Source organism: Pseudogemmobacter sp. TB195 (genome assembly GCF_058313095.1).
Window position 1 is genome coordinate 89859 of the sequence record NZ_JBZEGG010000013.1, and the last position, 25334, is coordinate 115192.

Here is a 25334-nt window from a genome sequence, read left to right on the forward strand (position 1 = left end):
TTTTCAACCCTTGATCTGTTGACCGGCTCAGCTGTTCAGGGTCTCGGTCGAGGAAAAGAACATTGCCTGGCTCACCGCCGAGCGCACCTGTTCCTCGGTATAGGGTTTGTTGATCAGGAAGGTCGGCTCGGGTCGTTCCCCCGTCAGCAGGCGTTCGGGGAAGGCGGTGATGAAGATCACCGGGATCGACCCAAGATCGGCCAGGATATCATTGACCGCATCAACGCCGGAGGAATTATCCGCTAGCTGAATATCGGCCAGGATCAGATCCGGCACCTTTTGGGCAGCAAGCGCCACCGCCTCGCTGCGGGTCCTCGCAACGCCGGTTACCGCATGGCCCATCGCCTCGACAATGGCGGTGATATCCATCGCGATGATCGCTTCATCCTCGATCACCATGACCTTGCCGAGGATCGAACTGGCCATTTCGGCAAAGGCGCGTTCAACCAGCGCCGTGGCACTGGCGGTGTCAACGCCAAGGATCGCCGCGACCTCGGCCGGGCTGAAGCCCTCGATGGTTTGCAGCAACAGCGCCTCGCGCGAATTCGGGGTCAGCCGCGCCATATGCTGCTGCGCCGCAACCGCCAGACGATCTTCGGCGGCAGTTACCGGGGAATCGGCTTTTTGCCAGACCTCATGAAAGCAGGCGAAAAGCCCGACCTTCACCGAGACCGCCCTCAACACCGGGGATGGATCCGCCAGAACCGCCTCGATTGCGGCAATGGCATAGGCATCGCCGCTCACCTGGTTTCCGGTCAATGCGCGCGCATAGCGCCGCAGATAGGGCAAATCCTGCGCAACTGCGCGGGAAAGATCTTCGCCAGACGTCACTTGCCCGGCGATTTGCCCCCCGGCAGACACCGCAGCCGAAGCATCATCTGCCGCTGCCCCCGTCGCGGCTCCCGAAGGAGCCCGGGCCGGAGCCCTGGAATCGGCCATAAAAAATTCTCCGTTCTGCGTACTTCTTGCGGAACCAAACGCGTCGAAGCCGCGTTTGGTTCCGTAGAGCAATGGCAGGACCACGAAAAAAATGCTACCAGGCAAACCCGCAGTCGCGACAGATCGCTCAGCGATCCGCACTCAGATCGATGAAAATCTGAGGCGGGTTTATGATGAGGTCCTGACTGAAGCGGTGCCTGACCGCTTTCTCCAGCTGCTCGCCCAGCTGAATTCTGATCCGCCTGCCAATGCCGATACCGATAAATGAGCCCGACAAGTGACCCCGCTTCCGGCCGGACTGCCGGCTCCGGAGCCGCGCAGGACAAGGTGGTAAAAGACAGGGCCATGAAAGATCAGTCTCCTCCCGCTCAGGCCGTACCTGATCCGCGCGAGCAGCTGGCGGCCCTCCTGCCCAATCTGCGGGCATTCGCGATCAGCCTGTCGCGGAACGTGGTTCTCGCCGATGATATCGTGCAGGAGACCATTCTGAAGGCCTGGTCGAATATGGACAAATTCGACCCTGCAACCAATCTCGAAGCCTGGCTCTTCACCATCCTGCGCAACACCTATTATTCGTTCCTGCGTAAAACGCGCCGCGAGGTGCAGGACAGCGACGGCGTCTTCGCTGGCAGCCTCTCTGAGGCCCCGGCCCATGACAGCCGCCTTGCCTATGGCGATTTCCAGCGAGCCTTTGATCAGCTGTCGCCGGAGCATCGCGAGGTTCTGATCCTGATCGGCGCCTCCGGCTATTCAGTGGAAGAAGCGGCGAAGATGATGGCCGTGGCGCCGGGAACCGTCAAAAGCCGCGCCAGCCGCGCACGCAAGCGCCTGTCCGAACTGATGGGCCTTGCCGAGGGCGAGGATCTGTTTTCTGGCATCAGCGGCGTCACCGCTGCCGTGATCAGCCGGCCGACCACACCGGCGACATGAAACTCTTCGCGGCACGGGAGATCACGTCCGGCCTTGCGCTGCGGCTGGCCGCGATGGTTATGATCGCCCTTTTGCCGCTTGGCCTGCTGGCGCTGGCCCAGACCTATATGACAATGCGCCAGACCGACGAGACCCGCCTTGCGGCCTCTGTCGGACGGACCCTCCAGGAAGCACTGCATGAGATCCGGCTGATCCGTGCCTCGCAGGTGACCGCCCAGCTTTTGGCCAGCAGCCTGCGCAATCATCCCGGGGATTGTGCCAGCCGGATCGCTGCCTATGCCACCAGCGACGGGCGCATCTCGCGCGCGGGGGTTGTCTCGGCAGATGGCCGGATGGTCTGCAGCTCTGACGGCAGCACGCGCGATTTCTCGCAGACCGAACGCTTTGCCGAAATCCTTGCCTCGGACCAGCCGCGCATCTTTCACGACCCGCAATGGTCCGACCCCGGGCAATCGGATGTTTCTCTGACATGGCCGCTCGGCGATGCCTCGTACCAGACCGACCCTCGCTCGGAGCAGCCTGAGGGGTTTATCCTGCTCTGGCTCCCCGAAAGCGCGCTGATTGACCTGCCCGATGACCTCGTTTCCCTTCCCGGTGGTACAATACCCAGAACCAGCGACCGACCTCTGGCACTGATCGCAGCCAACGGCGCGGGCGAGGTGATCTATGCCTCGACCGGGATTGCCAATGCCGGGTTATATCTGCCCGGCCAGGCCAGCCTGAAAAGCCTGATCCCGCAGAAAGCCCATAGTTTTTTTGACCATCCCAAGGGGTGGGAAACCCTGATGTATTCCTGGGTGCCGGTCAATCGCGATCTCTTTTTGCTGGGCGCCTGGACCTTGCCGGTCGAGGAAAATTTCCTGAACCGCCATGTGCTGCCCTATCTTTTTCCGGCGCTGATGTGGCTGACCGGGGTTGGCGTGACCATTCTCGGCGTCGAACGGCTGGTCACGCGCCATGTCCGGCACCTGTCGCGGGCGATGCGCGATTTTACTTCGGGGAACCGGCTGCCCACTCAGGATGTCACACTCGCTCGGCCCCCCGCCGAAATTGCCAGCCTGGCCGAGGAATACCGCTCGCTGACAGACACGATCCTGCGCGATGAGGCCGAACTGGAAAACCTCGTGCGACAAAAGGATGAACTTCTGCGCGAGGTGCATCACCGCACCGGCAACAGTCTGCAACTGATCGCCTCTTTTCTGCGGATGCACCGGCGCGAGGCCGAGGACGAAACCATGCGCCTTGTGCTTGACGATCTGCATAACCGGGTGATGTCGCTTTCTTCAGTGCATCTCGGGCTTTACCGGATGGCCGGGGGCACCGGAGTCACAGTCGATCTGCTGATGGCCGAAGTGATCTCCAAGGTTGATCTGATCCATGGCCGGGCGGGATTGCAAGGGGCAGTCCAGGCGGATCTGATGCCCCTTCTTCTGCAGTCGCAACAGGCGGTGCCGCTGGCGCTGTTACTGGCCGAGATCCTCTCCTGTTTCCCGCCTTCCGAAGCTGGAAATCAACCGGTACGGATCAGGCTGAGCCATGGCCGCGCCGAAGATCAGCCGGGGCCTGCATCCTCCGAAGTCTCAGGGCCCGACACGAAGGTCGTTACTCGCGCGGGCACTGAAATCGCCCGGCTTGAAGTCTCCGGTGCCATTTCCGCGCGGGGCCGCCTGACCGGAGAACATGCCGGCGCCCCTTCTGTAATCGGCGCAAGGCTGATCCGCGGATTTGTCACGCAGCTGCCCGGCGACCTGCAAATCATCGAAGACAGCGCGCGGGTCCGGGCAGTGGTCACCTTTGCCTTCGATCCGGCGCTGACGCAGGTGCCAGAGATCGCCGCCGCCAGTCGCGCCTGACTGACCCACGGCGCGCGCGCCTGAGCGCATCCCGTCCGGAATCAGATCGGCCCCCCTCCCTCACCGGAGAGCGACCCGAAACACGGCCCGGGCAGGCGCCCTTTCGCAACTGAGCCACCTCTGAGCCCCAGTTGAGCCCCAGTCTGACGGCAGAAAGCGAGCCATGCCCCTCAGGCCGCGCCCGCATCCTTATCGCGCAAGGCCGCCTCCGCCGGTGTTTCGTCCCGCCGTGTCGCGGTGCTTCCAGCCCGGGAGACGGTCTCGTCCACCACCGATTGCAAGGTCGCGGTCAACCTTGTCACAAGCAGGCTGAGCTGTTCCAGATCATCACGCAGCTCCTCGCGCGCTTCGGCCTCTTCCGTTCCGGCGTCGTCAGGGTCTCTCGCTGCCGCGCCTGAAGATGGCTGGCCCCGCGACAACAGGCTCGCGACAAAGCCACCGGCCGCAGTCAGTGCCGCTCCGGCCGTGACAATCTTCCCGACCCGGCCAAGCATCCCACCACTCTGTCCGGACGCGCCGGTTCCGTCCTTGCCGAATTCGCGCCTGCAGGCGGCCTCGCGCGCGGCCAGCGCCGCAGCGCGGGTCTCGGCATCCAGCCCGTCCAGACCCTGGCCGATTTCCTGGCGGATCGCCTGTTCCAGCGAGGCCGCGATATCTTCGAGACTGTCACGCGCCGCAACCTCATCCAGCGCACCGCTGTCTCTGGAGCGCTGCACCCGGGCGCGCAACCGGTCGGCCTCCTCCCGCAATGCGGCTATCCCTTCCAGCCATTCCGGTCGCGCCGCACGCGAAGACGCCGAGCGGCGGCGAATTCCGCTCCAGGCGAGCCAGGCCAGCCCCGCGCCGGCCAGCGCCGCCGCACGCGGATTGGCCCGGATGGCAGCGCCTGCCGCCTCGATCACCGGCATCACCGCCGCGCCCGGCGAAGCGGGATCCGCATGTCCTGACGCATCCGGGCCTGCTGCACGGCCCTGGCCGCCCCCGAAAAACCTTGTCATATTGAAATTTTGTTTAAGCGCCGCAATGGCCTCGGCCAGATCCTGGCGGCTGCGGGCGATCTCTTCACCGATCCGGTCCCGATCATGCATCTTCCGTTCCTCCACCAATGGGTCCCCGTTCACGTGACCTCCGCTCACCGGAAACCCGCTCACTGGAAACCCGCTCGCCGGCTGGCGGTTCCTCGGTCGTGCCAGGCTGAAGTGCTCCGCCCCGCGCGAAGATCTCGCGACGCGCGAAATAGGAGGCGTGGCTGATGCGGCGCAATTGCCACCAGATCAGACCGGCGGCGATGAAGCACAACCCCAGCCCCAGCACCAGCGAGGCCCAGACCGGTGCCAGCCCCGCCATGACGAGGAGCGCATGACCCGCCGCTGCCAGCTGGACAAGTCCCAGCAAAACCAGCGCAAACCCGATCAGAATGACAACCAGTGCCCGGATCACGATCAGCGCGATCTCACGCACCTCGGCCTTGCGCATCGCGATCTCGCCGCGCAAGAGACGCATTGCGGCACCGGCGATCTGCAGGATCAGACCACCAGGCGTCGCCTCTTCACTTTCCGGAGCGCCGCTCAATCCCTGCGATCTCCGCGCGGCGTCAACAGTCGCGCAAGGGCAAAGCCCGCCAGAGCCGCACCTGCCATGAAGACACCGGGATGGCGCTTTGCCATATGCCGCAGATCGGCCGCGATCTCACCGGCAGTGCTGCCTTTCAGCCGCGCCGCCGCATCGGACGCAACCTCTGACGCGCGCGCCGGGATATCACGGGCGTAACTTTCGGCAGTGGAGGCAGCCTTGCGCAATTTGTCATTCAGTCGCTCGCCGGATTCGGTCAGGGCGTCGCGTGCGGCATCGCGGGCGGAAGCTGCCCGTTCCAGCACCGCTTCACCGGCTGCGCGCGCCGGCCGGCTGATCCGCCGCAGAACCTCCTGCCCGCTGTCCTGGACGCTTTCGGCGGCATCAGTTACTGCTTCGGCCATGGTCTTTGAGGCACTGGCCTGTTTGCCAGACCGTCTGGCCGACGCTTGCCGCGGGGGTTGCTTGGGGGATTGTGCCATTTCAACGCTCCTGTCTTCGGGTTTCGTCTTCCGGTCCCGGCCTTTGCAGATGTGGCCGGTCAACCTTCACCGCAATCCTATTGGAGACAATTCGGGGTCTCCTGTCGCCAGAAGATCGGCATGCAGGCTGTCTTTCGCCGATCCGGAGCCTCAACATCGGCAATTCACCCGGGTTTTGCAATTGTGGATTGAGCTACGACCCTGGCTAAAACACCCATTGGATGAAATAATTCAGAATACTACTTTTTTGACTTTTACCGGGAACCGCCCCCGCTGCACCGCGTTAACGATTTAACAGGATACGGAGCAGGCTAAAATGCGCAACCCATTGGCCAAGCTGGATAATATTGTGCTGCAACCGCATAAAGGATGATGAGAGGGTGAAGGTGGCGAAAATATGTATCGGCGAGGATTTGCCGGCTTATCTTTCGGATTACCGCAGCCATGGAACCCCCTTCTTCACCGATCTGCGAGGGATGGTCATCGGCGGCAAAGCGCCGAATCGAGCTGCCCCGACCTGGTCACTCAACTCGGGGTCACACAACTCGGGCTGAATTCCTGAAAAACGGAGAATTACAAAGGCGTCTCCACCGCCCGCTGTCGCGCGGCCCGTTGGCAGGCGCCGGTAAAAGAAAAGATGTGCTTTCCCGCCCCCAAAGGCACAGGTTCAGAGCATATCCAAAATCCGCAGCCAGACCCCAGACTGGCTCGGTCGCACCCCCGGTCAGGGAGGCGAACAGGACGCGGCTTTCGGCATTACGAGTGTTTTTTTATGTGCCAGTCTCCGAAAGCAACGACCACGAAACGACGGGCCCGGTCACGGGTAATCAGTGCGATTTTTTTCAGTCGCCGGGCCCGTCACCTTATCTCGCGTTGTTACGCGAGATAGCCTGAGGCCGCTGTACCTCCACTGTGTTCGGTTGTGTAACCGGGGGGCAGCGGCCTTGTATTTTTTTGCAGCCTTGTGTTTTTCCGGCGCAACTTCTCGCAGCGCCCCGGCCTGGCCGGCAAAAATCCGGGAATCATTCTCGCTGCATCAGGGCCAGATGGCGCGCGCAAACTTCGGTTCGGAACGGCATCGGCCACGATCGCCCATCATGCGATCGGCCGGGCTTTCTGCATATTGTGGTGCCGGCATCCGCCGATACGACAGTATCCGGAATTCCCGCCCCCTGCCAGCAACCTGCGCAGGCCCTGGCAATAATGTGAGAACACTTACGCCGGCAAATGCTTGATTATGTGCGCAATCACACTAGACTTGAGCGAAATCCAGCCAGCAGGTGAACAAGTGCGCCTTAATAGTATTCTCAGCGGCCTTTCAGCAACGAGCGCGCTGCTCATAGCTCTCTCCTCTCCGGCTCTCGCGGCTTTTTGCTCAGACAGCGGCGGTCGCTATGAGGAGTGGAAACCTGTTATCGCCAAAGAGGCCCGTGCGGCCGGCGTCGGAGAGCGTGGAATCCAGGCTCTGATGGGCAGCTCTTATTCCAAGGCCACGATTTCGGCCGACCGGAACCAGAAGAGCTTTAAATATTCGCTTGAAAAATTCATGCAGGTGCGCGGCGCCGATACGATCGTGAAACAGGCGCGGTCGCGTAAGGCGAAGAATGCCGATTTCTATGCCTCGATCGAGCGGCAATATGGCGTTCCGGTCGGCGTACTTCTGGCCATTCACGGCATGGAAACCGCCTTTGGCAATTATATGGGCGATACCAATGTGATCTCCGCGATCGCGACGCTGTCCTATGACTGTCGGCGCAGTGACTTTTTCACACCGCATATGATTGCTGCGCTGATTCTGGTTGATCGCGGCTCGATCAGCCCGCAGAGCATTGGCGCAAAACATGGCGAGCTGGGCCATACCCAGTTCCTGCCCGGCAATGCGCTGCGCTATGGTGTTGATGGCAATGGCGACGGCAAAATTGATCTGAACAATGTGACCGATGCCCTTGCTTCTACAGCGAATTTCTTGCGCCAGAAAGGCTGGCAGCCCGGTCAGGGTTATCAGGAGGGCCAGCCGAATTTCGCGGTGATCCGCGAATGGAATGCCGCAACGGTCTATCAACAGGCCATCGCCATCATGGGCAGCCGCATCGACGGCTGAGCCGGGGGCTGACAGCACGGGGGCCCCCGTGCTGTTTCCACCTGCGCCATGACGCGGTGGTGATGCGCCTTTGCCGGTTACGCCCGCCCTACTGATACGTCATATAAGAATACGCCTGCCGGCAGAGAAAGACGATCAATCAGAGTGGCTTCTGTCACGCATCACCGTTTGCAAATCCTGCAAAGGTGGCGCTCCCTCAGCGGCACCGCCGGCGTGCTCTTCAGACGGACAGACTGCTCTGCCGCAAAAGCCATTCCGCCAAGACCGTCAGCGCTGCGATGCAGCAGGCAGATTAGCGTGCGATCGCGGCCTTTCCCGGGTCACCAGCTGCACAGGCCTTCTGGAAACGGCAACAGCGCCAGACATATTGCCCTCTGCCGTCGCCACATTACCGGTGACAGTCATCATATGGCCTCGCCCGATGGCCTGGCCAAAGCGGTCATTCGCCTTGTTTGAAGAAATCGAGATCAGGCTGCATCACCGAGAAAGGGCCACCCTTCCCGTCACAGCCGGGCGATGCGGCGGCACGGCGATTGCCCGACCGAGGCGGCTTGTGCGGCGCTGACCTGGTCGCGCGCGAGAACTTCAGGTCTGACGCATGCTCCGTGTCAGGTAGTCGCATCCGGCAGCCAGTTGTCGCCGCGATTGCAATCCCTTGCATCCCACCCGGGCAGCCACTCCGGCGCGGCGCGCGACAGACCAGCAGGTTCAGGCTCAGCCGGGAACTCACGGTCCGGCCCGAAAGCCTCGCGCCCCGGCCGCAGCTCGGCGGTGAGCACCTGTTTTCGTCGCCACCTGCGCCTTTCACGCGGGCTTTTCCATGTCAGGTTAAAGGCTCTGCCCACCGAAGAAATGGCTTTCCGGCAGCCGGACAGAAAGCGCAATTCTCGAGCCTCCCGGAAAGCTTTCCTCTGCGATCAGAACCAGCGCCCCGTACTCAACCGCCATGGCCCGCAAGGCGCCAGGCCTGATCTGGCCCAGTTCCTGCACCCTTTCGATGCAGCTGAACCGGAAGAGGTCGCCCGGTGAACAGAGACGTTCGGCACGGCATAATCGCAGCAGCCGCCGCGCCGCAGCATTGTCGACACTTGATGACCCAGGCGCCAATATCCTCATGGGTGACGGCAACCGGGCGTTCCGGCTCCGGCGCAGAATGGTGCAAAACACTGCGTTAAACCTCGATCCTGTGGTTCAATGCCGATGTGCGATGCCCCGATCGCCGCAATGATCCGAGCCCAGGCATAGGGATCGAAATTCTCTGGAAACAATCCTGCAGCGCGCGCAGTACAAAGCCTGCCACCCCACCAACCGCCTTCGCCGCAAAAGTGCGGTACCCGGCAAGCCTGGCAGCGAGATTTTAACAACTGGCTGCTTTTCTCTCACCCAGGGGTATGGAACAAGATGAATCCCGCCCTCGCCGCTGCCGCCAGGCTGGTTCGGCCGGTCGTGCACCGGCGGCGACGACGTCACGCGCCAGATCTCTGACATGGCGACCGCATCAGTGAACCCAAAGGGTTCCCCATCGCCCCGCCGCAGCCTGGACTGGTGACCTTGCCCGACCTTACGGCCAGATGTCGCTGCCCTGCGGCCGTTCGTCGCCCTTCAGCGGCACCAGCAACGGCTATTCGCCCGGCTTATCCGGCGGCAGATCGGCCACCAGCAGCAAACAGAAGGTCGCGGCCGGATATCCCGACCAGGGCCAGCCCGACCGGAAACGCGCGCTGCTGAAATGGCGTCATCCCTGGCCGGTCCGGCAGCACTACCATTCAGACCGCATAGGCCGAGACCGCTCCGGTCAGCGCAAAACCCGCGACGCGTGACCGGACCAGGAAAACGGATCTGGCGCATGATGCCCAGCCATACTCAACCCAGCTGACAGAAAAGCCCGGTATAGCAGCGCCCCCTGACCTGCCGCAGATCAGGGGGTGCATCATGGATTTACCAGTGACCGGTATTCTGCTTCGAGCTCCAGGGCTCTGCCGGCGGCAGCGCGCCGCCCTTTTGCAACAGCTCGATCGAGACATTGTCGGGGCTGCGCACGAAGGCCATACGACCATCGCGCGGGGGGCGGTTGATCACCACGCCATTGGCCTCGAGATGCGCGCAGGTGGCGTAGATATCGTCAACCTCATAGGCGAGATGCCCGAAATGACGGCTGTCCGAGGGCAGCCCGTCATCGCCATCCCAGTTGAAAGTCAGCTCGACCGGGCAGTCCGGCTGGCCGGGCGGCGCGAGAAAGACCAGCGTGAAGCGGCCACCCTCATTATCGATGCGGCGGGTCTCTTCCAGCCCGAGAAGCTGGTAGAATGCCATGGATTTTTCAAGGTCCAGCACCCGGACCATGGTGTGAAGATAGCGGATCGTCATCCTGATTTCCTTTGCCAAAGGGTGTGTTATGGCTAACACGGCACGGGGCAAGGCGACAGACGGGATTTCCCACCGATGTCCCGCAGCCGGCGCAGTGGCGCATAACTGCAGAGCCGCACCGCCCTAAGTCTTTGCGCAAAAATGGCAATTTGTAGCGCAGGCAGGTCGCGGCTTCCCGCCCATGGATCTGTGATATTGCCGAAGCCTGCGGGCCTGCCTATAGTCAGGGGACCTCAGGCCCCGTGGCCCGCGCGCATCCCCCTGTCGGCTGCCGCAAGGCAGTACCCTGGGCCAGACCCGCCACCACCTCACCAGGAAAGCCCCGCAGTGCGACACCCGGAATATCAATATCTCGACCTCATCGACCGCATCTTGAAAAGTGGCGATGAGAGGGTCGACCGGACGGGTGTCGGCACGCGGTCAATCTTTGGCGCAATGACCCGGTTTGACCTGTCTGACGGGTTCGCGCCCATCCTGACCACGAAAAGGGTCTATTGGAAGACCGCGATCAAAGAAATGCTCTGGTTCCTCAAAGGCGGCACCAATATTCAGCCGCTCCTGCAGGACAATGTGCGGATCTGGACCGACTGGCCGCTTGCGAAATACCGCAGGGAAACAGGCACGGCGATCTCTCAGGAGGAGTTTGAGCGGCGTATCATCGAGGATGACGCTTTTGCGAAAACCTGGGGCGAGCTTGGCCCGGTTTATGGCAAGCAATGGCGCAGATGGGTTGGCTCGGATGGACGGGAACATGATCAGATCGCGACGCTGATCCATACATTGCGGACAAACCCTTCGAGCCGCCGGATGCTGTTCCACGCCTGGAATGTGGGGGAGCTGGAGGAGATGGCGCTGCCGCCCTGCCACATGGTCTATCAATATCATGTCACCAGCGATGGCAGGCTGAACAGCCTGTGTTTTCAAAGATCTGCCGATCTGCTGCTGGGGGTTGCCTTCAACTGGGTCGGGGCGTCCGCCCTGCAACTGATGATCGCCCAGCAGGCGGGGCTGAAACCCGGCGAGCTGGTCTGGTGCGCGGGCGATGTCCATTTGTATCTCAACCACCTGGACCAGGCCCGGGAACAGCTGCAAAGAGAGCCCCGTGAAATGCCGAAGCTGCGGATCATTCGCGAGGTTGCGCGCATCGAAGATTATCGGATCGAGGATTTCGAAGTCGAAAACTATGCGCCGCATGCGGTTATCAAAGCCGAGGTCGCGGTCTGAACCTTTGCTGCATCGCAGGGCTTTTCTGCGCGCCGCCGGACGCGGCGCACAGATCTCTCTCAGACTTCATACTGGCCACACGGCACGGCTTCCCCAGGCCCGCGATGTGGCCCTCGCAGTTTCGGCTGCCCCGAAACACACTTATACCTGAACATCATTTGCGCCGTCTGTCGGGCAGGGAGATCACAGTGAAATCAGGACATTCCCGGCGGGTCAGAGCGCCCTTCACCATTGCCCACCCGCCCCATATGCAGGCGCGCGCCCTGCACAGCATCCGTAAAGGGGGCGGTGAGACCCTGCCTGTTCCCGGTGGCGTCTGCCTCATAGCACCCCTCATCGGGCACGATTGCGCCAAAGGCGGTGTTCCGTGCTGAGCCTTATCGTTGCCCGATCGAAGGAAGGTGCCATCGGCCGCGACGGCGATATTCCCTGGCACGCGCCCGAAGATCTCGGCTTTTTCAAGCGCGAAACCCTTGGGGGGGCGGTGATCATGGGGCGGCGCACCTGGGAAAGCCTTCCCTTCAAGCCTTTGAAAAATCGCGACAACATTGTCGTCTCTTCGACGATGGAAGAAGATTTCGCAGTCCCTTCTCTGGAAGAAGCCCTCGCCCGTGCCACGGCGCTTGGCCATCGCCGGATCTATGCGATTGGCGGCGCCAGCATCTATGCGGCGGCGCTGCCGCTGGCCGACCGGCTGCTGATCACCGAGGTCGATCTCTCGGTTCCCGATGCCGATACGTTCTTCCCGCGTTTCGCCCCCGAGGACTGGCGGCTGGCGGGATCGCAGGATCTGCGCCGCGAGGCACCGTCTTGCCGGCTGGATGAATATCTGCGGCGCCAGCGCTGAAGGTACAGCGGGACCGTCAGGCCCCGCGCAGCGGGCGGAGGCCCCTTCCGGCAGCGTCGCCTTTGAGCTAGGCTGCCGCCTGATACAGGAGTTTCCCCATGTTCTTGCGCATATCCGCCCTTGCCATGATGCTCGCCTCGCCTGCTGTGGCGCAGATGTATTACGAACCATTCGAACCCAATGCCGAGCGCACCCGCGTCACCGGCGGTTATGAGCGCTATCAGACCCATGTGCTGAAACTGTCGAAACATCGCTATGCGGTGCTGTTCCAGCCGGGCTATGTCGATTTCGACACCGCTGTTCGCGCAGTCACCCCGCTTTGCGCGGCGCAGGGACGTGTGGCGCAGGGCGACAGCCGGGTCGCGCCGGTCGATGTGCTCCTGGAAAACGGCGCACCTGCGGTCCAGCAGGGCATCCGCGTAACCTGCGTGAAATCGGAGAAGTAACATGATCCTCTACGGCATCCCGACCTGTGACACCTGCAAAAAGGCGATCCGCACGCTGGAAGCGGCCGGGCGTGAGGTCACGTTCCGCGATATCCGCAAGGATCCGCTCTCGGAGGCCGAAATCCAGGAGATCGTCACCGAATTCGGCGAGCGCGCGATCAACAAACAATCGACCAGCTACCGCGCCTTTTCCGATTTCCTGAAGGCATCTGAGCCAGAGGCGCAGATCGCCGCACAGCCCACCGTGATGAAGCGCCCGCTGATCCGCGACGGGGCGAGCTGGACCATCGGCTGGGACGAGGCCATCGAGGGCCGTCTGACCGCAGGCTGAAGCCGGTCAGATAAGCGCGGTAAAATCAGGGGGAAACCGTTGCAGGCCCGGGGCCGGCGGCGCGTCTTTCGCAAATTACCCCTGCCCTCGCGCACGGAACAGCCGGGGCACCTCATATAAGGGCAAAGCGCAGCGGTCTTTCGTCCGGTTCAGTTACCGCGCCCGGCGAACCGGACAGCGGCAAAGACTTTGCGTCCTCAAGACTTTCGTCCCTTAGACTGGCAGGCAACTGACGGGAAAGCCGGCTCCGCTCAGGTTCCGGCAGCGCCATCAGCGCTCAGCTGGTCAACGCGGGCGGTCAGAGCAGTTTCAGCTCGCTGGCCGAGGACTTGCCGTCACGTCCGGTTTGCAGCTCGTAGCCGATCTTTTGATTGTCGTTCAGACCCTTCAGACCGGCGCGTTCAACCGCCGAAATATGCACGAAGACATCTTTGCCGCCATCATCGGGCGCGATGAATCCGTAGCCCTTCGTTGCGTTAAACCATTTTACGGTGCCAGTCGGCATTCCCGTCTCTCCCTTAGTAACCCTCCGGGCTGCGGAATTGCGGCCCGGTCGTAGCCGCCAGGTCTTCCGGGCCTGTCAGGGTAGAGAGGCTAGTCAGAAAGTCTGTCGTTACAGGGGCAGGATGCCACGGAGATATTGGAAATCAAGAATTTTGCCACGATTTCACAGGGAATCGCGGTTTCATGCCGGGTTTCAGAGGGGAATCTTTTAAGAAACTGGCTGATCCCGGTGATTTTTCTGACCATTTGATCGAAAAATCACCAGAATCAGGCCGTTCCTCAGTTCATTGGCGGGGGCAGTGCATCAAAGGCCAGTGTGGCAAGTGCGGATTCGAATCCCATGCTTTCGGTACGGTTTTCACCCAGGCGGCGCAGCGAGACGCTGCGCTCCTCGACCTCTTTCATACCCACGGCCAGAATTACCGGCACTTTGCCGACGGAATGCTCGCGCACCTTGTAATTGATCTTTTCGTTGCGGGTATCTGCCTCGGCCCGCACACCGGCCTTGCGGAGCGCAGCGACCACTTCGGTCACATAAGGGTCGGCATCCGAGACGATCGAGGCCACCACCACCTGGCGCGGCGCCAGCCAGAACGGCAGTTTGCCCGCGTAGTTCTCGATCAGAATGCCGATGAAGCGCTCGAACGAGCCAAGGATCGCGCGATGCAGCATATAGGGGCGGTGTTTTGCACCATCCTCGCCGACATATTCCGCATCCAGCCGCTCGGGCAGGTTCGGGTCGACCTGGAAAGTGCCGCATTGCCATTCGCGGCCAATCGCATCGGTCAGTTTGAAATCAAGCTTTGGCCCGTAGAATGCACCGTCGCCGGGGTTGATCTCATAGGGCAGACCGAGATTCTCAATCGCGGATTGCAGCGCGCCCTCAACCTTGTCCCATTGCGCATCGGTGCCGATACGGACCTCGGGGCGGGTCGAAAGCTTGATGTCGAATTTTTCAAAGCCCAGATCACGATAGACGGAAGACAGCAGTTTGATGAAAGCGCCGCATTCCGATTCAATCTGATCTTCCGTGCAGAAGATATGCGCATCGTCTTGCGTAAAGCCGCGCACCCGCATCAGCCCATGCATTGAGCCCGAGGATTCGTAGCGGTGACACGATCCGAATTCGGCCAGACGCAAAGGCAGGTCGCGGTAAGATTTCAGACCCTGGTTATAGACCTGGACGTGGCAAGGGCAGTTCATCGGCTTCAGCGCGTTGATGCGCTTTTCCTTCGCGCCCTCTTCGTCCACTTCCACGATGAACATATTCTCGCGGTAAGCTTCCCAATGCCCGGATTTCTCCCACAGCACCCGGTCGACGACCTGGGGCGTGCGGATTTCCTGATAGCCGGCGGCGCGCAGACGCCCGCGCATGAAGTCTTCAAGGCCCCGCCAGATCTGCCAGCCATTCGGGTGCCAGAACACCATGCCCGGCGCTTCCTCCTGGAGATGGAACAGATCCATTTCACGGCCCAGCTTACGGTGGTCGCGTTTCGCGGCCTCCTCCAGCATGGTCAGATGCGCCTTGAGGTCGTCACGGTTCCTGAACGCCACGCCATAGATGCGTTGCAGCATCGGACGGGATGCGTCCCCGAGCCAATAGGCGCCCGCGACATGGGTCAGCTTGAACGCATCCGCCGGCACCTGGCCGGTATGTTGCAGATGCGGCCCACGGCAGAGATCCTGCCAGTTCCCGTGCCAGTACATGCGGATGTCTTCATCGCCGGGGATGCGTTCGAGGAGTTCCACCTTGAAAGGCTCGCCGCGCTCTTCATAATATTTACGGGCGCGCTCGCGCTCCCAAAGCTCGGTTTTCACCGGCTCACGGGCATTGATGATCTGCTTCATCCGCGCCTCGATGGCGCCAAGGTCTTCCGGCGTGAAGGGCTCTGCCCGATCGAAATCATAGAACCAGCCCTGATCGCGGACCGGGCCGATGGTGACTTTCACATCCGGCCAGAGCTCCTGCACGGCGCGCGCCATGATATGGGCGAGGTCATGGCGGATCAGTTCAAGCGCCGGGGCCTCATCCTTCATCGTGTTGATGGAAAGCTGCGCATCCGTCCGGATCGGCCAGGCCAGATCCCAGTGCTGACCGTCAACCTGCGCCGAGATCGCTGCTTTCGCGAGCGAGGGCGCAATCGAGGCGGCAACCTCGGCAGGCGTCACACCGGCCTCATAGGTCCGGACATTACCATCGGGAAAAGTAAGGGAAATCTGGGCCATCGGCCTTGCTCCTCGTCGGTCTGGCGCCCACTGCGCGCCCGGTTGCGGGTTATATCCGCGCCCATTTGCGCCTGCGCCGGTCCGAGGTCAAGCGCATTGGCGGGAAAATTTGCGAAGGGGACCTCAGAGCGCCGTGACGGCTTTGCCGGACCTGTTGCTCTGGCCGGATGCGGGCGATTACGCCGAAGAAAGGCCGGGAAATGCAGTAAAGCGCCGCGGTATCCCGTCACTGGCCATGCGCAGTCAGACGGCGAGTGAAAGGGACGAAACGGCCGCGATATCAGGAGGCCGCACCTGTGATCCTGCCATATCCTGAACCAGTTAACTCAACCAGCGTTATGAGATCGACCGTCAGCCACCTGAAGCCAAACCCCAGCCACGGGCGCGGAAACCGAAACGGTTTCCGGCACGATTTCTTTGAAGAAATCGTGAGGCGCGCGATACTGGCGGGGGTACTTAGGCTCTGATAGGCTGCGCTTCGCGCGAAAGACGCCCGTGAAGGAGCAGCAATTGACCGAATTCCTTACCTCGCCCCAGGGCCGCCGGCTTGCCTTTACCCAAACGGCCGGAAGCGGCCCGACTGTGGTATTCCTCGGCGGGTTCAAATCCGACATGCAAGGATCGAAGGCCCTGTTCCTGGAGTCCTGGGCCCAGGATCAGGGCCGCGCCTTCCTGCGGCTCGACTATTCCGGTCACGGGCAATCCTCGGGTGATTTCGAGGCGGGCTGCATCGGTGACTGGGCCCTGGATGCGCGCGCTGTGATCGGGGCCCGGACCGAAGGCCCGCTGATCCTTGTCGGATCTTCAATGGGCGGGTGGATCTCGCTCCTCCTCGCCCGTGCGATGCCGGAGCGGATCGCGGGCCTGGTGGGCATCGCGGCCGCGCCGGATTTCACCGCCCGCACCTGGGCGGAAGAGTTAAGTGACGCCCAGCGCGATCAGGTCACCGCCGAGGGCAGGATCGAGATCGCCTCGGATTATGCCGATCAGCCCTATATCTTTACCCGCAGGCTGTTTGAGGATGGCGCGCAGAACCTGGTTCTGGAACGCCCGTTGCCGCTCCCCTTCCCGGTCCGGCTTTTGCAGGGCACGGCGGATACCGATGTGCCGCCTTCGGTCGCGCTGAAGCTCCTCGCGCATGCCGATGGACCGGATCTGCGGCTGTCGCTGGTCAAGGGCGCGGATCACCGCTTTTCGACCCCGGACTGCCTGGCGCAGATCGCGGCCAGCGTGAGTGAGGTCATCGCGCGCGCAGCCGGGCAGCAGACGGCGCAGGACAGGGCCGCGCGGTGATACACCGCCTTTTCGCCGCTTTGCCGGTGCCCGCACGGCTTGTCGCCGCCCTGCTGATCGCCATGCTGCTGATCGCCGTGCTCTGGGTCTTCGCCCCCCGCGAAAGGGTTGAGCGCGGCATCAGCTTTACCCCTGCGGTGCTGGGCGATGACCCCGAGGTCTGGCTCCAGGTCAGCGAGCAGCAATATGCCGATATCCGCCCGGGCGCCGCGAAACGCATCCTCTGGGCCGGCGAAAAGGGGCGCAAAACGCCGCTTGCCATTGTCTATGTGCATGGGTTCACCGCCTCGGCCGAGGAAATCCGCCCGGTGCCGGATGAGGTGGCCCGCGCGCTTGGCGCCAATCTCTTTTACACGCGGCTCGCCGGCCAGGGGCGCGCGCCCGAGGCCATGGCCGGGGTCGAAGCCGGCGCCTGGATCGAAGATATGGCCGAGGCTATGGCGATCGGGCGCATGCTGGGCGACCGGGTGATCGTGATCGGCACCTCGATGGGTGGCGCGCTGACTGCATTGGCGGCCACCGACCCGCAGCTTTCAGAAGCCATGGCAGGGGTGGTGCTGATCTCGCCGGCCTTCGCATTGCACAATCCGGCAAACTGGATGATCGACGCGCCCTTCCCCCGGCTGTGGACGCCATTGATCCTGGGGGCGACCCAATCCACAGCGCCGGTCAACAGCGGGCATGAGAAATTCTGGGCGACCCGCTGGCCGACCGCCGCCCTTTACCCCCTGGGCGCCCTGATGCGCGAGGCGCGGGCGGCCAATTTCACCGCTGCGATGATGCCGCTTCTGGTGCTTTACGCGCCCGCAGATCAGGTGATCGATCCCGCCGCCATCGCGCCGGTCATTGCGACCTGGGGCGGATCGGTCGCGGTGAACGAGCGCCGGATGCAGGCCGGTGATGACCCCTATGCCCATGTTATCGCAGGAGATATCTTCTCACCGGGGCAAAGCGAGGCCGTGGCAGAGCTGATCGTGAGCTGGGCGCGCGGGCTCTGACCCCGCCCTCTGAACCCGCTACCTGCCGCCATGAGAGCAAAAGGCCCCCCGAGGGGCCCTTTACGATATGTCTCGCAAGATCTGCAGCTGACCCGGGGCTCAGCCCGCCAGATCAGTCGGGCTGCCCTGAACGCTGGCCAGCCGGATCGGCGTCACGGTTCTGGCCCGTTTGCGCTCTGGCTTCGGGGCGGCCGCATTGGCGTCGATGAAGTCCAGAACCAGCGGGCGGATGTTCAGCCGCCAGGATTTGCCGGCGAAAATACCATAATGGCCGGCACCGGGTTCAAGATGCTGCGCTTTTTTCTCCGGCGGCAGGCCGGTCAGCAGGTCGAGCGCCGCAAGGCATTGGCCGGGCGCAGAAATATCGTCATTCTCACCTTCAACGATTTTCACCGCCACCCGGGTGATGGCCCCGATATCGACATGCTTGCCCTTCACGGTAAAGGCATTGCGCGCAATCTCGCGGTTTTTAAAGATCCGCTCGACCGTTGAGAGGTAGAATTCCGCGGTCATATCCATCACCGCCAGATATTCGTCATAGAAGCGGTTATGGCCGTCCTGGTCCGAGGCCTCGCCCCGCGCCTCGCGCATGATCTGGTCGGAAAACGCCTTGCTGTGGCGTTCGCCATTCATCGAGATAAAGCCCGCCAGCTGCAACAGTCCCGGATAGACCAGCCGGCCGGCGCCCTTGTACTTAAAGCCGACGCGCTGGATCATCATATGTTCCAGCTGGCCCATGGTGACGCGGTTGCCGAAATCGGTCACTTCGGTCGGCGCCGCATCGGGATCGACCGGCCCGCCCATCAGTGTCAGAGAACGCGGCTGCGCATCGGGATCTTCCTGCGCCAGCCAGGCCGTGGCCGCGAGCACCAGAGGCACCGGCTGACAGACTGCGACGACATGGGTGTCCGGCCCCAGCTCTTTCAGGAAATCCGCGATATAAAGTGTGTAATCCTCGACATCAAAGGTGCCCGCCGACACCGGAATGTCACGCGCATTATGCCAGTCTGTGACCCAGACATCTGCATCGGGCAAAAGTGACGCAACCGTAGACCGCATCAGGGTGGCATAATGGCCCGACATCGGGGCGACGATCAGGATGCGCCGCGCCATCGGCTCGCGGCGCCGCACAAAGAACTGCAGGAGATTGCCGAAGTCGCGCTCGAGCGTGATCTTTTCGTCAACAAGGTGGTCCTGGCCATCGGGGCCGACCACGGTGCGGATGCCCCAGTCGGGCTTTGCCACCATCCGCGCAAAGCTGCGCTCGGTCACCTTGCCCCAGGCCGCCATCACCGGAAGCATCGGATTCATCGAAAGCGCAAAGATCGGATAGCTCGCAAGCGCCTGCATGGACGCGCCCAGCCACTCATTTGTGTTACGGGCGCTTTCCATCACGTCATAGGTCGCCATATACTTCACGTCACGTCTCCATACCCGCCGGGGGTTCCTGAGGCATTTGCCAAAGATAACCCGTACCTGCGCTTCGCGCGCGACTGGTCCGGTCCCACATGGTTTCGGGCGGGGCGGGGCTGGAGTCGTTATGCTGCGCAGCAGCAAAGTTAGGGGGGAAATTTTTATATGACAACTACCGAAAAAAAAGAAGAAACGGATAGTGTCGCACGGATGGAACGGCTGAATGCCAATCTCGCCCGTATCGAAGAGCTGACGCAGCGCCTCACAGCCGCCGTTTCCGCCCGGCGCAGCCATGATGCCGCCCTCGATGGTCCTGCCTCGGATGTCTATCTCAAAGCCGCCGCCTCCTGGGTTGCCGGCATGATGCGCGACCCCGGCCGGGTGCTGGAACAGCAGATCGGCTATTGGGGCAAGACGCTTAAACATTATGTCGAAGCGAATCAGGTGCTTGCCAAAGGCGAGTTCAAAGCCCCCACTGATCCCTTCCCCAAAGACCGCCGCTTTTCCAACCCGCTCTGGGAGACGCATCCTTTCTTCAACTACCTCAAGCAGCAATATCAGCTGAATTCCGAGGCGATGACCGGCGCAGTCGGCCAGATGGAGACGCTTTCGCCCGAGGACAGAAAGCGGGTCGACTATTTCACGAAACAGATTGTTGATATGTTCTCGCCGACGAATTTCCTCGGCACCAACCCCGATGCGCTGGAACGCGCGGTCGAGACCGATGGCGAAAGCCTCGTTCAGGGGCTTGAGAACCTCGTCCGCGACATGGAGGCCAACAGTGGCGAGCTGATGGTGACGCTGGCCGATAAAGAGGCCTTTACCGTTGGCGGCAATATCGCGACATCCGAGGGCGCGGTCGTTTATCGCAACCGGATGTTCGAGCTGATCCAGTACACGCCGACAACCGACAAGGTTCACAGGACGCCGCTGCTGATCTTTCCGCCCTGGATCAACAAATTCTACATCATGGATCTGAAGCCGCAGAATTCGCTGATCCGCTGGATCGTCGATCAGGGTTTCACGCTGTTTGTCGTGTCCTGGGTGAATCCCGATGCCTCTTATGCCGATGTCAGCCTCGACGATTATATCCGCGACGGCTATCTGCGCGCGATGGCCGAGGTGCGGCGCATCACCGGCGAAAAGCAGATCAATGTCACCGGCTATTGCATCGCCGGCACCACGCTGGCGCTGACGCTCGCACATCTGCACAAGGCAGGCGACAAGACGGTCAAGACCGCGACCTTCTTCACCACCCTCACCGATTTTTCGGATCCGGGCGAGGTGGGGGTCTTTCTCGACAATGATTTCGTCGACGGGATCGAGCGGCAAACGGCCCAGGACGGGATCCTGTCGAGCCTTTTCATGCAGCGCACCTTCAGCTTCCTGCGTTCAAATGACCTGATCTACACGCCAGCGATCAAAAGCTATATGATGGGCGAGGCACCGCCGGCCTTTGATCTGCTTTACTGGAATGGTGACGCCACCAATCTGCCGGCAAAGATGGCGGTAGAATATCTGCGCGGGCTCTGCCAGCAGGACGGGTTCGCAAAGGGTGAGTTCCCCGTCTTCGGAGAACCGGTGAGCCTGGCCCAGGTCCAGGTGCCACTTTGTGCGATCGCCTGCGAGACCGATCACATCGCGCATTGGAAAGGCAGTTTCAACGGCATCAAACAGATGGGGTCCAAGGACAAGACCTTCATCCTGTCGGAATCCGGCCATATCGCCGGGATCATCAACCCGCCCTCCAAGGGCAAATATGGCCATTGGACCAGTGCCGCCCAGCCCGAGGGCACGCCCGAGGGCTGGCTTGCAGCTGCAGAAAAGACGCCCGGCAGCTGGTGGCCCCGCTGGGGCGCCTGGCTTGCCGCCTCTTCCGGTGCGATGGTGAAAGCCCGCGCGCCTGGCGGGCCGGAAAACCCGGTGCTTTGCCCTGCGCCCGGAACCTATGTAAAACCGGCAGCGGCACAGGACTAAGCCCCAGATGCATCAGTCATGCCCGGTGGTCGATTCGAAAAAGCCAGGTTTTCCTGGCTTTTTTGCTGTGTCATCCCGCCAGAAATGAGCGATCTCCCGCTACGTCATCCTTGCTTCTGCCGAAGCACTGATCTGCCTCAAAGGCGAACCGGAAAGCCAAGCGGAAGAAAATAGCCTTAAATCACAATTGCCTGCGCGGAAGGCACCCTGGCAGCCTTTGTCACTGCCCTGTGATCCCCTCATGCTAATGCTGCATTGCAGAATAATCATTGAAATGCTGCGCTGCAGCATGTATATAGTCCTTCAGGAAACGGGCTGAACCGCTGCAACCGCCCGATATTCAGGAGAATTGCAATGAACAAGACCACTGACTTCACCAAAGTTTTCCAGGACGTCCTGGCTTCTTTCCCGGTTGACGCTTCGGCTTTCCAGAACGCATTCAAAACCCAGGCCGCTTTCGGCGAGAAATTCTCGAAAGTCGCTCTCGAAGCCGCCGAGAAATCGACCGAGCTGTCGGCCATCTGGGCCAAAGAGACCTTCTCGCGTCTCTCGGACATCACCAAAGCCAAAACCGATCCGACTGACTACACCAAAGCCGTGACCGATTTCGCGTCGAAATCTGCCGAAGCTGCTGCCGAGAACCTGGCTGCCTTCGCTGAAATCGCGAAAAAAGTCCAGGTCGAGACCGTTGAACTGCTGCTTGCCGCCGGCAAGGAAGCCCAGGACGACGCATCCGCCGCTGTGAAAAAAGCCGCGGCCGACGTGCAGTCGGTTGCCAAAAAAGCCACCGCTGCCGCGAAGTAATCGCAGCCGCGAAACAGTCCCCGGCCGGAGCGTCCCCTCCCCGGGTGCCGGTCAGGATCCAGGTTTGAGCGGGCTCGGTCGAGCCCGCTCTTGCTTTTTGATCAGACGCGCCGCTAAGCTTCTCTGCGAGCGCAAACGGAATTGACGCCCTGCAGCGTCGATTACCGTAAATCCCGGGAGGAGAGCAGAATGTCCGCCACTGACAAGCCATTGCTGATCAAGCGCTATGCCAGCCGTCGTCTCTATAATACCGAGACCTCGGATTATGTGACGCTGGAGGATATTGCCGGCCTGATCCGCAAGGGGCGCGAGGTGCAGATCATCGACCTGAAAACCGGCGATGACCTGACGCGGCAATATCTGCTTCAGATCGTGGCGGAACATGAATCCAAGGGTCAGAATGTGCTGCCGGTGAATGTGCTCACCGATCTCGTGCGCAGCTATACGACCGGCATGCAGGCGGTGATGCCGCAATTCCTTGCAAGTTCGTTTGAAATGCTGCGCAACAGTCAGTCGAAAATGGTCGAGAACCTGTCCACCTTTCCCAATCCGATGGCCACAATGCCGGGTTTTGATGCGCTCCGGAAACAGCAGGAGGCCTTCCTCAAGACCGTGATGAACGGCATGCCGGGCTGGCCGGGGGCCACTTCGGGGCCGGAAGCCGAACCGGCCGCGGAAAAGGGCGAAGACCTCGCCGATATCCGAAAGCAGCTGGCCGAATTGCAGGCAAAGCTCTCGAAACTCTGACCCCAGCCCGCTGCGGAGGCCAATATGGCGGAAACCGAGGGCCGTGTAACGCTCTGGGGGATCGAGGTTTTCCTCGCTGCCGCCGAGGAAGGTGCGATTTCTGCAGCCGCGCGGCGGCTCGGGGTCAGCCCGTCGGCGGTCAGCCAGCAGTTGAGCGGGCTTGAAGCCGCGCTTGGCACGGTCCTGCTGGATCGCGGCGCAAGGCCGGTGCGGATGACTCCGGCGGGGACGATGTTCCGCCGCCATGCCCAGACCATGCTGAATGCAGCCCAGGAGGCGCGGGCGGAACTCGCGCGCTCAGATCTGGCCGGGCTGACCACGCTGCGCCTCGGGATGATCGAGGATTTCGAAGCCGATGTGACGCCCCGGCTTTTATCGGCCCTGGCGCGCGAATTGCCGGGCTGCCGCTTCCTGCTCGAGACCGGGCCATCGCACCGTTTGCTGGAAAAGCTCGATGCACGAGCGCTGGATATCGTGGTGGCGGCGGATCTGCCCGGCGAAGTGACCTGGGAAGGCGAGCGCGAGCAGCATCCGATCCTGCGCGAGCCGTTTCTGGCAATCCGGCCAAAAAGCGGCGCGGCGGATCTGCCACTGATCCAGTATTCTGCCCGGCATCTGATGGGCCGCCAGATCGCGGCGCATCTCTTGCGCGAGGGCCAGCGCCCTGCGGCGCGCTTCGAGCTCGACAGCTATCACGCGATCCTTGCCATGGTGGCCGGGGGCGAAGGATGGGCCATTCTGCCGCCGCTGGCGCTGCATCAGGCGCGGCGTTTCCGCGCCGAAGTCGAGGTCTCGCCTTTGCCCTTCGCCGCCCTGTCGCGCAGCCTCTCGCTGATGGCCCGCGCGGGCGTCCTGCGCGACATCCCGGCCCTGATCGCGGGCCGGTTGCGGATCCTTGTGCGCGAGGAAGTTCAGACCCCTGCCCTGCAGGACTGGCCCTGGCTGAAAGACCAGCTCTCAATCCTGTAAACTAAGTTCCGCCAGAGACGCGCCGAACGAAATCTTTAAAGATTTCGTGCCGGTTCCTTGTAAGGAACCGGACGTTTCAACCCTTGACGGCTTTCACCGCGTCAAGCACCGCCGTTGCCAGATAATCCAGCTCCTCGCGCTTAAGCCGCACCGGCAGCCGCATATCGCAGGCCCGCATCAGCATCGCCCTGGTCATCGGCAGCTCGGGCGTCTCACCAAGGAACTGCCAGTTCCAGAAGGCCCGCGCATTGCCTTCGGAGAGGCCGAAAATCTGCACCGGCACTCCACGCGTTTTCGCCTCGGTCTGGAAGGCGCGCGCCTCGGTATCGCTCCATTCGCCGATCAGACTGAACTGGATCGAATCCGGCGCGCGTTCCTCTGGGGCCAGCGCCAGCGGCACCGAGAGCCAGGGGTTTTCATTCAGCAGAAAAGCCACATGGTCGTGATTGGCCCGGCCCTTCGTCACCCGATCCGCCAGCATCGGCAATTGCGGCCGGATCACCGCCGCCGAAAGGTTCTGCATCCGCACATTGTACAAAGGCAGCTTGTTCTGCCAATGGCCGAAGCTGTTTTGCAGCCCGCCATGTTTCTTCCAGTTTTCCTCATAGGCGCCAGACATGATGATCGCGCGCGCTGCGAGTTCCGGATCATCGGTGATCATCATGCCACCTTCGCCCGCATTCACCATCTTGTAAGACTGAAAGCTGAAACAGCCCGCCTTACCGATCGTCCCCAGCTTCTTCCCGTGCCAGAGTGTGCCAAGGCTATGGGCCGCATCCTCGATCACCGGGATACCCGCCGCATCGGCAAGCGCGCAGATCGCATCCATATCCGAGGTATGGCCCCGCATATGGCTGATCAGCACCGCATCGGCGCCGGCAAGTTTCGCTTTGAAATTAGCGATATCGATGCGCATATCCTGGCCCACTTCGACCAGCACCGGCACGCATTCCGCATGCACCACGGCCGAGGGCACCGCCGCAAAGGTAAAGGCCGGGATCAGCACTTTCGCACCGGGTTTCAGATCCAGCGCCTTCATCGTCAGGAAGAGAGCCGCCGAGCAGGAGGACACGGCGAGGGCATATTTCGCGCCCAGAAGTTCAGCGAATTCGGCCTCCAGCAGCGCGACCGGCGCGTCTTTCGGCGCATTGTAGCGAAAGAGGTCAGCCGATTGCAGCAGCTCCTCGATCGCGGCACGGGCCGCTGCCGGGATCGGCTCTGCCTCATGCAGATCGGGGGCTTTATGGGCATTCATACGGGGGGTGTCTTCGATCACCGGGTTCTGACCATCGGCAGCCATGTTCAGCTTTC

Annotated in this window: 23 protein-coding genes; 14 read left to right on the forward strand and 9 right to left on the reverse strand. The window is 61.8% G+C overall.

Annotated features, from left to right (window positions below; genetic code table 11):
* Positions 1 to 27 precede the first annotated feature (27 nt).
* Positions 28 to 939 (reverse strand): response regulator, encoded by a 912-nt coding sequence (locus AC4FS3_RS14560; protein WP_283178445.1) that lies wholly within the window; start codon positions 937 to 939, stop codon positions 28 to 30.
* A 91-nt stretch (positions 940 to 1030) separates the two neighbouring features.
* Between AC4FS3_RS14560 and AC4FS3_RS14565 the strand changes: the two genes are divergently transcribed.
* From AC4FS3_RS14565 to AC4FS3_RS14575, 3 genes are all read left to right on the forward strand, one after another.
* Entirely contained in the window at positions 1031 to 1207 is a 177-nt protein-coding gene (locus tag AC4FS3_RS14565; protein ID WP_491021173.1) for a NepR family anti-sigma factor, read from the forward strand.
* Positions 1208 to 1284: 77 nt separating this feature from the next.
* Positions 1285 to 1869, forward strand: coding sequence for a sigma-70 family RNA polymerase sigma factor (locus AC4FS3_RS14570; protein WP_283178447.1), 585 nt, complete (start codon positions 1285 to 1287; stop codon positions 1867 to 1869).
* On the forward strand, positions 1866 to 3722 hold the full coding sequence (locus tag AC4FS3_RS14575) for a sensor histidine kinase (protein WP_491021174.1): 1857 nt from the start codon (positions 1866 to 1868) through the stop codon (positions 3720 to 3722). The genes AC4FS3_RS14570 and AC4FS3_RS14575 overlap by 4 nt, the downstream gene beginning before the upstream one ends.
* Positions 3723 to 3892: 170 nt before the next feature.
* On the opposite strand, the gene AC4FS3_RS14580 is transcribed toward AC4FS3_RS14575, so the two are convergent.
* From AC4FS3_RS14580 to AC4FS3_RS14590, 3 genes are read right to left on the reverse strand one after another with little or no spacing between them, the layout of a single operon-like run.
* Entirely contained in the window at positions 3893 to 4810 is a 918-nt protein-coding gene (locus AC4FS3_RS14580; protein ID WP_491021175.1) for a hypothetical protein, read from the reverse strand.
* A complete protein-coding gene (locus AC4FS3_RS14585) occupies positions 4803 to 5294 on the reverse strand; it encodes a phage holin family protein (protein ID WP_491021176.1) in 492 nt (163 codons plus the stop codon). Before AC4FS3_RS14585 ends, AC4FS3_RS14580 begins: the two co-directional genes overlap by 8 nt.
* Positions 5291 to 5776, reverse strand: a complete 486-nt coding sequence (locus AC4FS3_RS14590) for a hypothetical protein (RefSeq protein ID WP_283178452.1) — start codon at positions 5774 to 5776, stop codon at positions 5291 to 5293. Before AC4FS3_RS14590 ends, AC4FS3_RS14585 begins: the two co-directional genes overlap by 4 nt.
* 1288 nt (positions 5777 to 7064) lie before the next feature.
* Between AC4FS3_RS14590 and AC4FS3_RS14595 the strand changes: the two genes are divergently transcribed.
* Positions 7065 to 7877 carry a lytic murein transglycosylase gene (locus AC4FS3_RS14595; protein ID WP_491021177.1) on the forward strand — a complete coding sequence of 271 codons (813 nt, stop codon included), beginning with the start codon at positions 7065 to 7067 and terminating at the stop codon, positions 7875 to 7877.
* 1938 nt (positions 7878 to 9815) lie between these two features.
* On the opposite strand, the gene AC4FS3_RS14600 is transcribed toward AC4FS3_RS14595, so the two are convergent.
* Positions 9816 to 10244: a VOC family protein gene (locus tag AC4FS3_RS14600; RefSeq protein WP_491021178.1), complete on the reverse strand. Its 429-nt coding sequence runs from the start codon at positions 10242 to 10244 to the stop codon at positions 9816 to 9818.
* A 327-nt stretch (positions 10245 to 10571) separates the two neighbouring features.
* Between AC4FS3_RS14600 and thyA the strand changes: the two genes are divergently transcribed.
* The 4 genes from thyA (at position 10572) to AC4FS3_RS14620 (ending at position 13092) form a co-directional block, all read left to right on the forward strand.
* On the forward strand, positions 10572 to 11468 hold the full coding sequence (gene thyA / locus AC4FS3_RS14605; protein ID WP_491021179.1) for a thymidylate synthase: 897 nt from the start codon (positions 10572 to 10574) through the stop codon (positions 11466 to 11468).
* Between the two features lie 367 nt (positions 11469 to 11835).
* A complete protein-coding gene (locus AC4FS3_RS14610; protein WP_491021180.1) occupies positions 11836 to 12315 on the forward strand; it encodes a dihydrofolate reductase in 480 nt (159 codons plus the stop codon).
* A gap of 98 nt (positions 12316 to 12413) precedes the next feature.
* A complete protein-coding gene (locus AC4FS3_RS14615) occupies positions 12414 to 12761 on the forward strand; it encodes a hypothetical protein (RefSeq protein ID WP_198837109.1) in 348 nt (115 codons plus the stop codon).
* 1 nt (position 12762) lies between these two features.
* Positions 12763 to 13092 carry an arsenate reductase family protein gene (locus tag AC4FS3_RS14620; protein WP_491021181.1) on the forward strand — a complete coding sequence of 110 codons (330 nt, stop codon included), beginning with the start codon at positions 12763 to 12765 and terminating at the stop codon, positions 13090 to 13092.
* Between the two features lie 298 nt (positions 13093 to 13390).
* Here the strand turns inward: AC4FS3_RS14620 and AC4FS3_RS14625 are convergent, their stop codons facing one another.
* Positions 13391 to 13597, reverse strand: a complete 207-nt coding sequence (locus AC4FS3_RS14625; protein ID WP_092898588.1) for a cold-shock protein — start codon at positions 13595 to 13597, stop codon at positions 13391 to 13393.
* Positions 13598 to 13875: 278 nt separating this feature from the next.
* Complete coding sequence (gene thrS, locus AC4FS3_RS14630; RefSeq protein WP_491021182.1) at positions 13876 to 15822, reverse strand: threonine--tRNA ligase; 1947 nt, start codon at positions 15820 to 15822, stop codon at positions 13876 to 13878.
* Positions 15823 to 16332: 510 nt separating this feature from the next.
* Between thrS and AC4FS3_RS14635 the strand changes: the two genes are divergently transcribed.
* Positions 16333 to 17115, forward strand: a complete 783-nt coding sequence (locus tag AC4FS3_RS14635) for an alpha/beta fold hydrolase (protein ID WP_491021183.1) — start codon at positions 16333 to 16335, stop codon at positions 17113 to 17115.
* Positions 17112 to 18113 carry an alpha/beta hydrolase gene (locus AC4FS3_RS14640; protein ID WP_491021184.1) on the forward strand — a complete coding sequence of 334 codons (1002 nt, stop codon included), beginning with the start codon at positions 17112 to 17114 and terminating at the stop codon, positions 18111 to 18113. Before AC4FS3_RS14635 ends, AC4FS3_RS14640 begins: the two co-directional genes overlap by 4 nt.
* Positions 18114 to 18212: 99 nt before the next feature.
* Here the strand turns inward: AC4FS3_RS14640 and phaZ are convergent, their stop codons facing one another.
* A complete protein-coding gene (gene phaZ, locus AC4FS3_RS14645) occupies positions 18213 to 19532 on the reverse strand; it encodes a polyhydroxyalkanoate depolymerase (RefSeq protein WP_198837114.1) in 1320 nt (439 codons plus the stop codon).
* Positions 19533 to 19691: 159 nt separating this feature from the next.
* Between phaZ and phaC the strand changes: the two genes are divergently transcribed.
* The 4 genes from phaC to AC4FS3_RS14665 all read left to right on the forward strand — a co-directional run bounded on the left by phaC (position 19692) and on the right by AC4FS3_RS14665 (position 24023).
* Positions 19692 to 21503 (forward strand): class I poly(R)-hydroxyalkanoic acid synthase, encoded by a 1812-nt coding sequence (phaC, locus tag AC4FS3_RS14650; protein WP_491021185.1) that lies wholly within the window; start codon positions 19692 to 19694, stop codon positions 21501 to 21503.
* A 354-nt stretch (positions 21504 to 21857) separates the two neighbouring features.
* A complete protein-coding gene (locus tag AC4FS3_RS14655; RefSeq protein WP_283178461.1) occupies positions 21858 to 22307 on the forward strand; it encodes a phasin family protein in 450 nt (149 codons plus the stop codon).
* Between the two features lie 189 nt (positions 22308 to 22496).
* Positions 22497 to 23054, forward strand: a complete 558-nt coding sequence (gene phaR / locus AC4FS3_RS14660; RefSeq protein ID WP_283178462.1) for a polyhydroxyalkanoate synthesis repressor PhaR — start codon at positions 22497 to 22499, stop codon at positions 23052 to 23054.
* 24 nt (positions 23055 to 23078) lie between these two features.
* A complete protein-coding gene (locus tag AC4FS3_RS14665; protein ID WP_491021186.1) occupies positions 23079 to 24023 on the forward strand; it encodes a LysR family transcriptional regulator in 945 nt (314 codons plus the stop codon).
* A 76-nt stretch (positions 24024 to 24099) separates the two neighbouring features.
* On the opposite strand, the gene AC4FS3_RS14670 is transcribed toward AC4FS3_RS14665, so the two are convergent.
* Positions 24100 to 25278, reverse strand: a complete 1179-nt coding sequence (locus tag AC4FS3_RS14670) for a DegT/DnrJ/EryC1/StrS family aminotransferase (protein ID WP_491021232.1) — start codon at positions 25276 to 25278, stop codon at positions 24100 to 24102.
* Between the last annotated feature and the right edge of the window lie 56 nt (positions 25279 to 25334).

Bases quoted from the DNA above. Each gene is read 5' to 3' on its own strand.
- AC4FS3_RS14560 (WP_283178445.1), bottom strand. From the start codon at position 939: ATGGCCGATTCCAGGGCTCCGGCCCGGGCTCCTTCGGGAGCCGCGACG.
- AC4FS3_RS14565 (WP_491021173.1), top strand. From the start codon at position 1,031: ATGCTACCAGGCAAACCCGCAGTCGCGACAGATCGCTCAGCGATCCGC.
- AC4FS3_RS14570 (WP_283178447.1), top strand. From the start codon at position 1,285: ATGAAAGATCAGTCTCCTCCCGCTCAGGCCGTACCTGATCCGCGCGAG.
- AC4FS3_RS14575 (WP_491021174.1), top strand. From the start codon at position 1,866: ATGAAACTCTTCGCGGCACGGGAGATCACGTCCGGCCTTGCGCTGCGG.
- AC4FS3_RS14580 (WP_491021175.1), bottom strand. From the start codon at position 4,810: ATGCATGATCGGGACCGGATCGGTGAAGAGATCGCCCGCAGCCGCCAG.
- AC4FS3_RS14590 (WP_283178452.1), bottom strand. From the start codon at position 5,776: ATGGCACAATCCCCCAAGCAACCCCCGCGGCAAGCGTCGGCCAGACGG.
- AC4FS3_RS14600 (WP_491021178.1), bottom strand. From the start codon at position 10,244: ATGACGATCCGCTATCTTCACACCATGGTCCGGGTGCTGGACCTTGAA.
- AC4FS3_RS14615 (WP_198837109.1), top strand. From the start codon at position 12,414: ATGTTCTTGCGCATATCCGCCCTTGCCATGATGCTCGCCTCGCCTGCT.
- AC4FS3_RS14620 (WP_491021181.1), top strand. From the start codon at position 12,763: ATGATCCTCTACGGCATCCCGACCTGTGACACCTGCAAAAAGGCGATC.
- AC4FS3_RS14625 (WP_092898588.1), bottom strand. From the start codon at position 13,597: ATGCCGACTGGCACCGTAAAATGGTTTAACGCAACGAAGGGCTACGGA.
- thrS (WP_491021182.1), bottom strand. From the start codon at position 15,822: ATGGCCCAGATTTCCCTTACTTTTCCCGATGGTAATGTCCGGACCTAT.
- phaC (WP_491021185.1), top strand. From the start codon at position 19,692: ATGACAACTACCGAAAAAAAAGAAGAAACGGATAGTGTCGCACGGATG.
- AC4FS3_RS14655 (WP_283178461.1), top strand. From the start codon at position 21,858: ATGAACAAGACCACTGACTTCACCAAAGTTTTCCAGGACGTCCTGGCT.
- phaR (WP_283178462.1), top strand. From the start codon at position 22,497: ATGTCCGCCACTGACAAGCCATTGCTGATCAAGCGCTATGCCAGCCGT.
- AC4FS3_RS14665 (WP_491021186.1), top strand. From the start codon at position 23,079: ATGGCGGAAACCGAGGGCCGTGTAACGCTCTGGGGGATCGAGGTTTTC.
- AC4FS3_RS14670 (WP_491021232.1), bottom strand. From the start codon at position 25,278: ATGAATGCCCATAAAGCCCCCGATCTGCATGAGGCAGAGCCGATCCCG.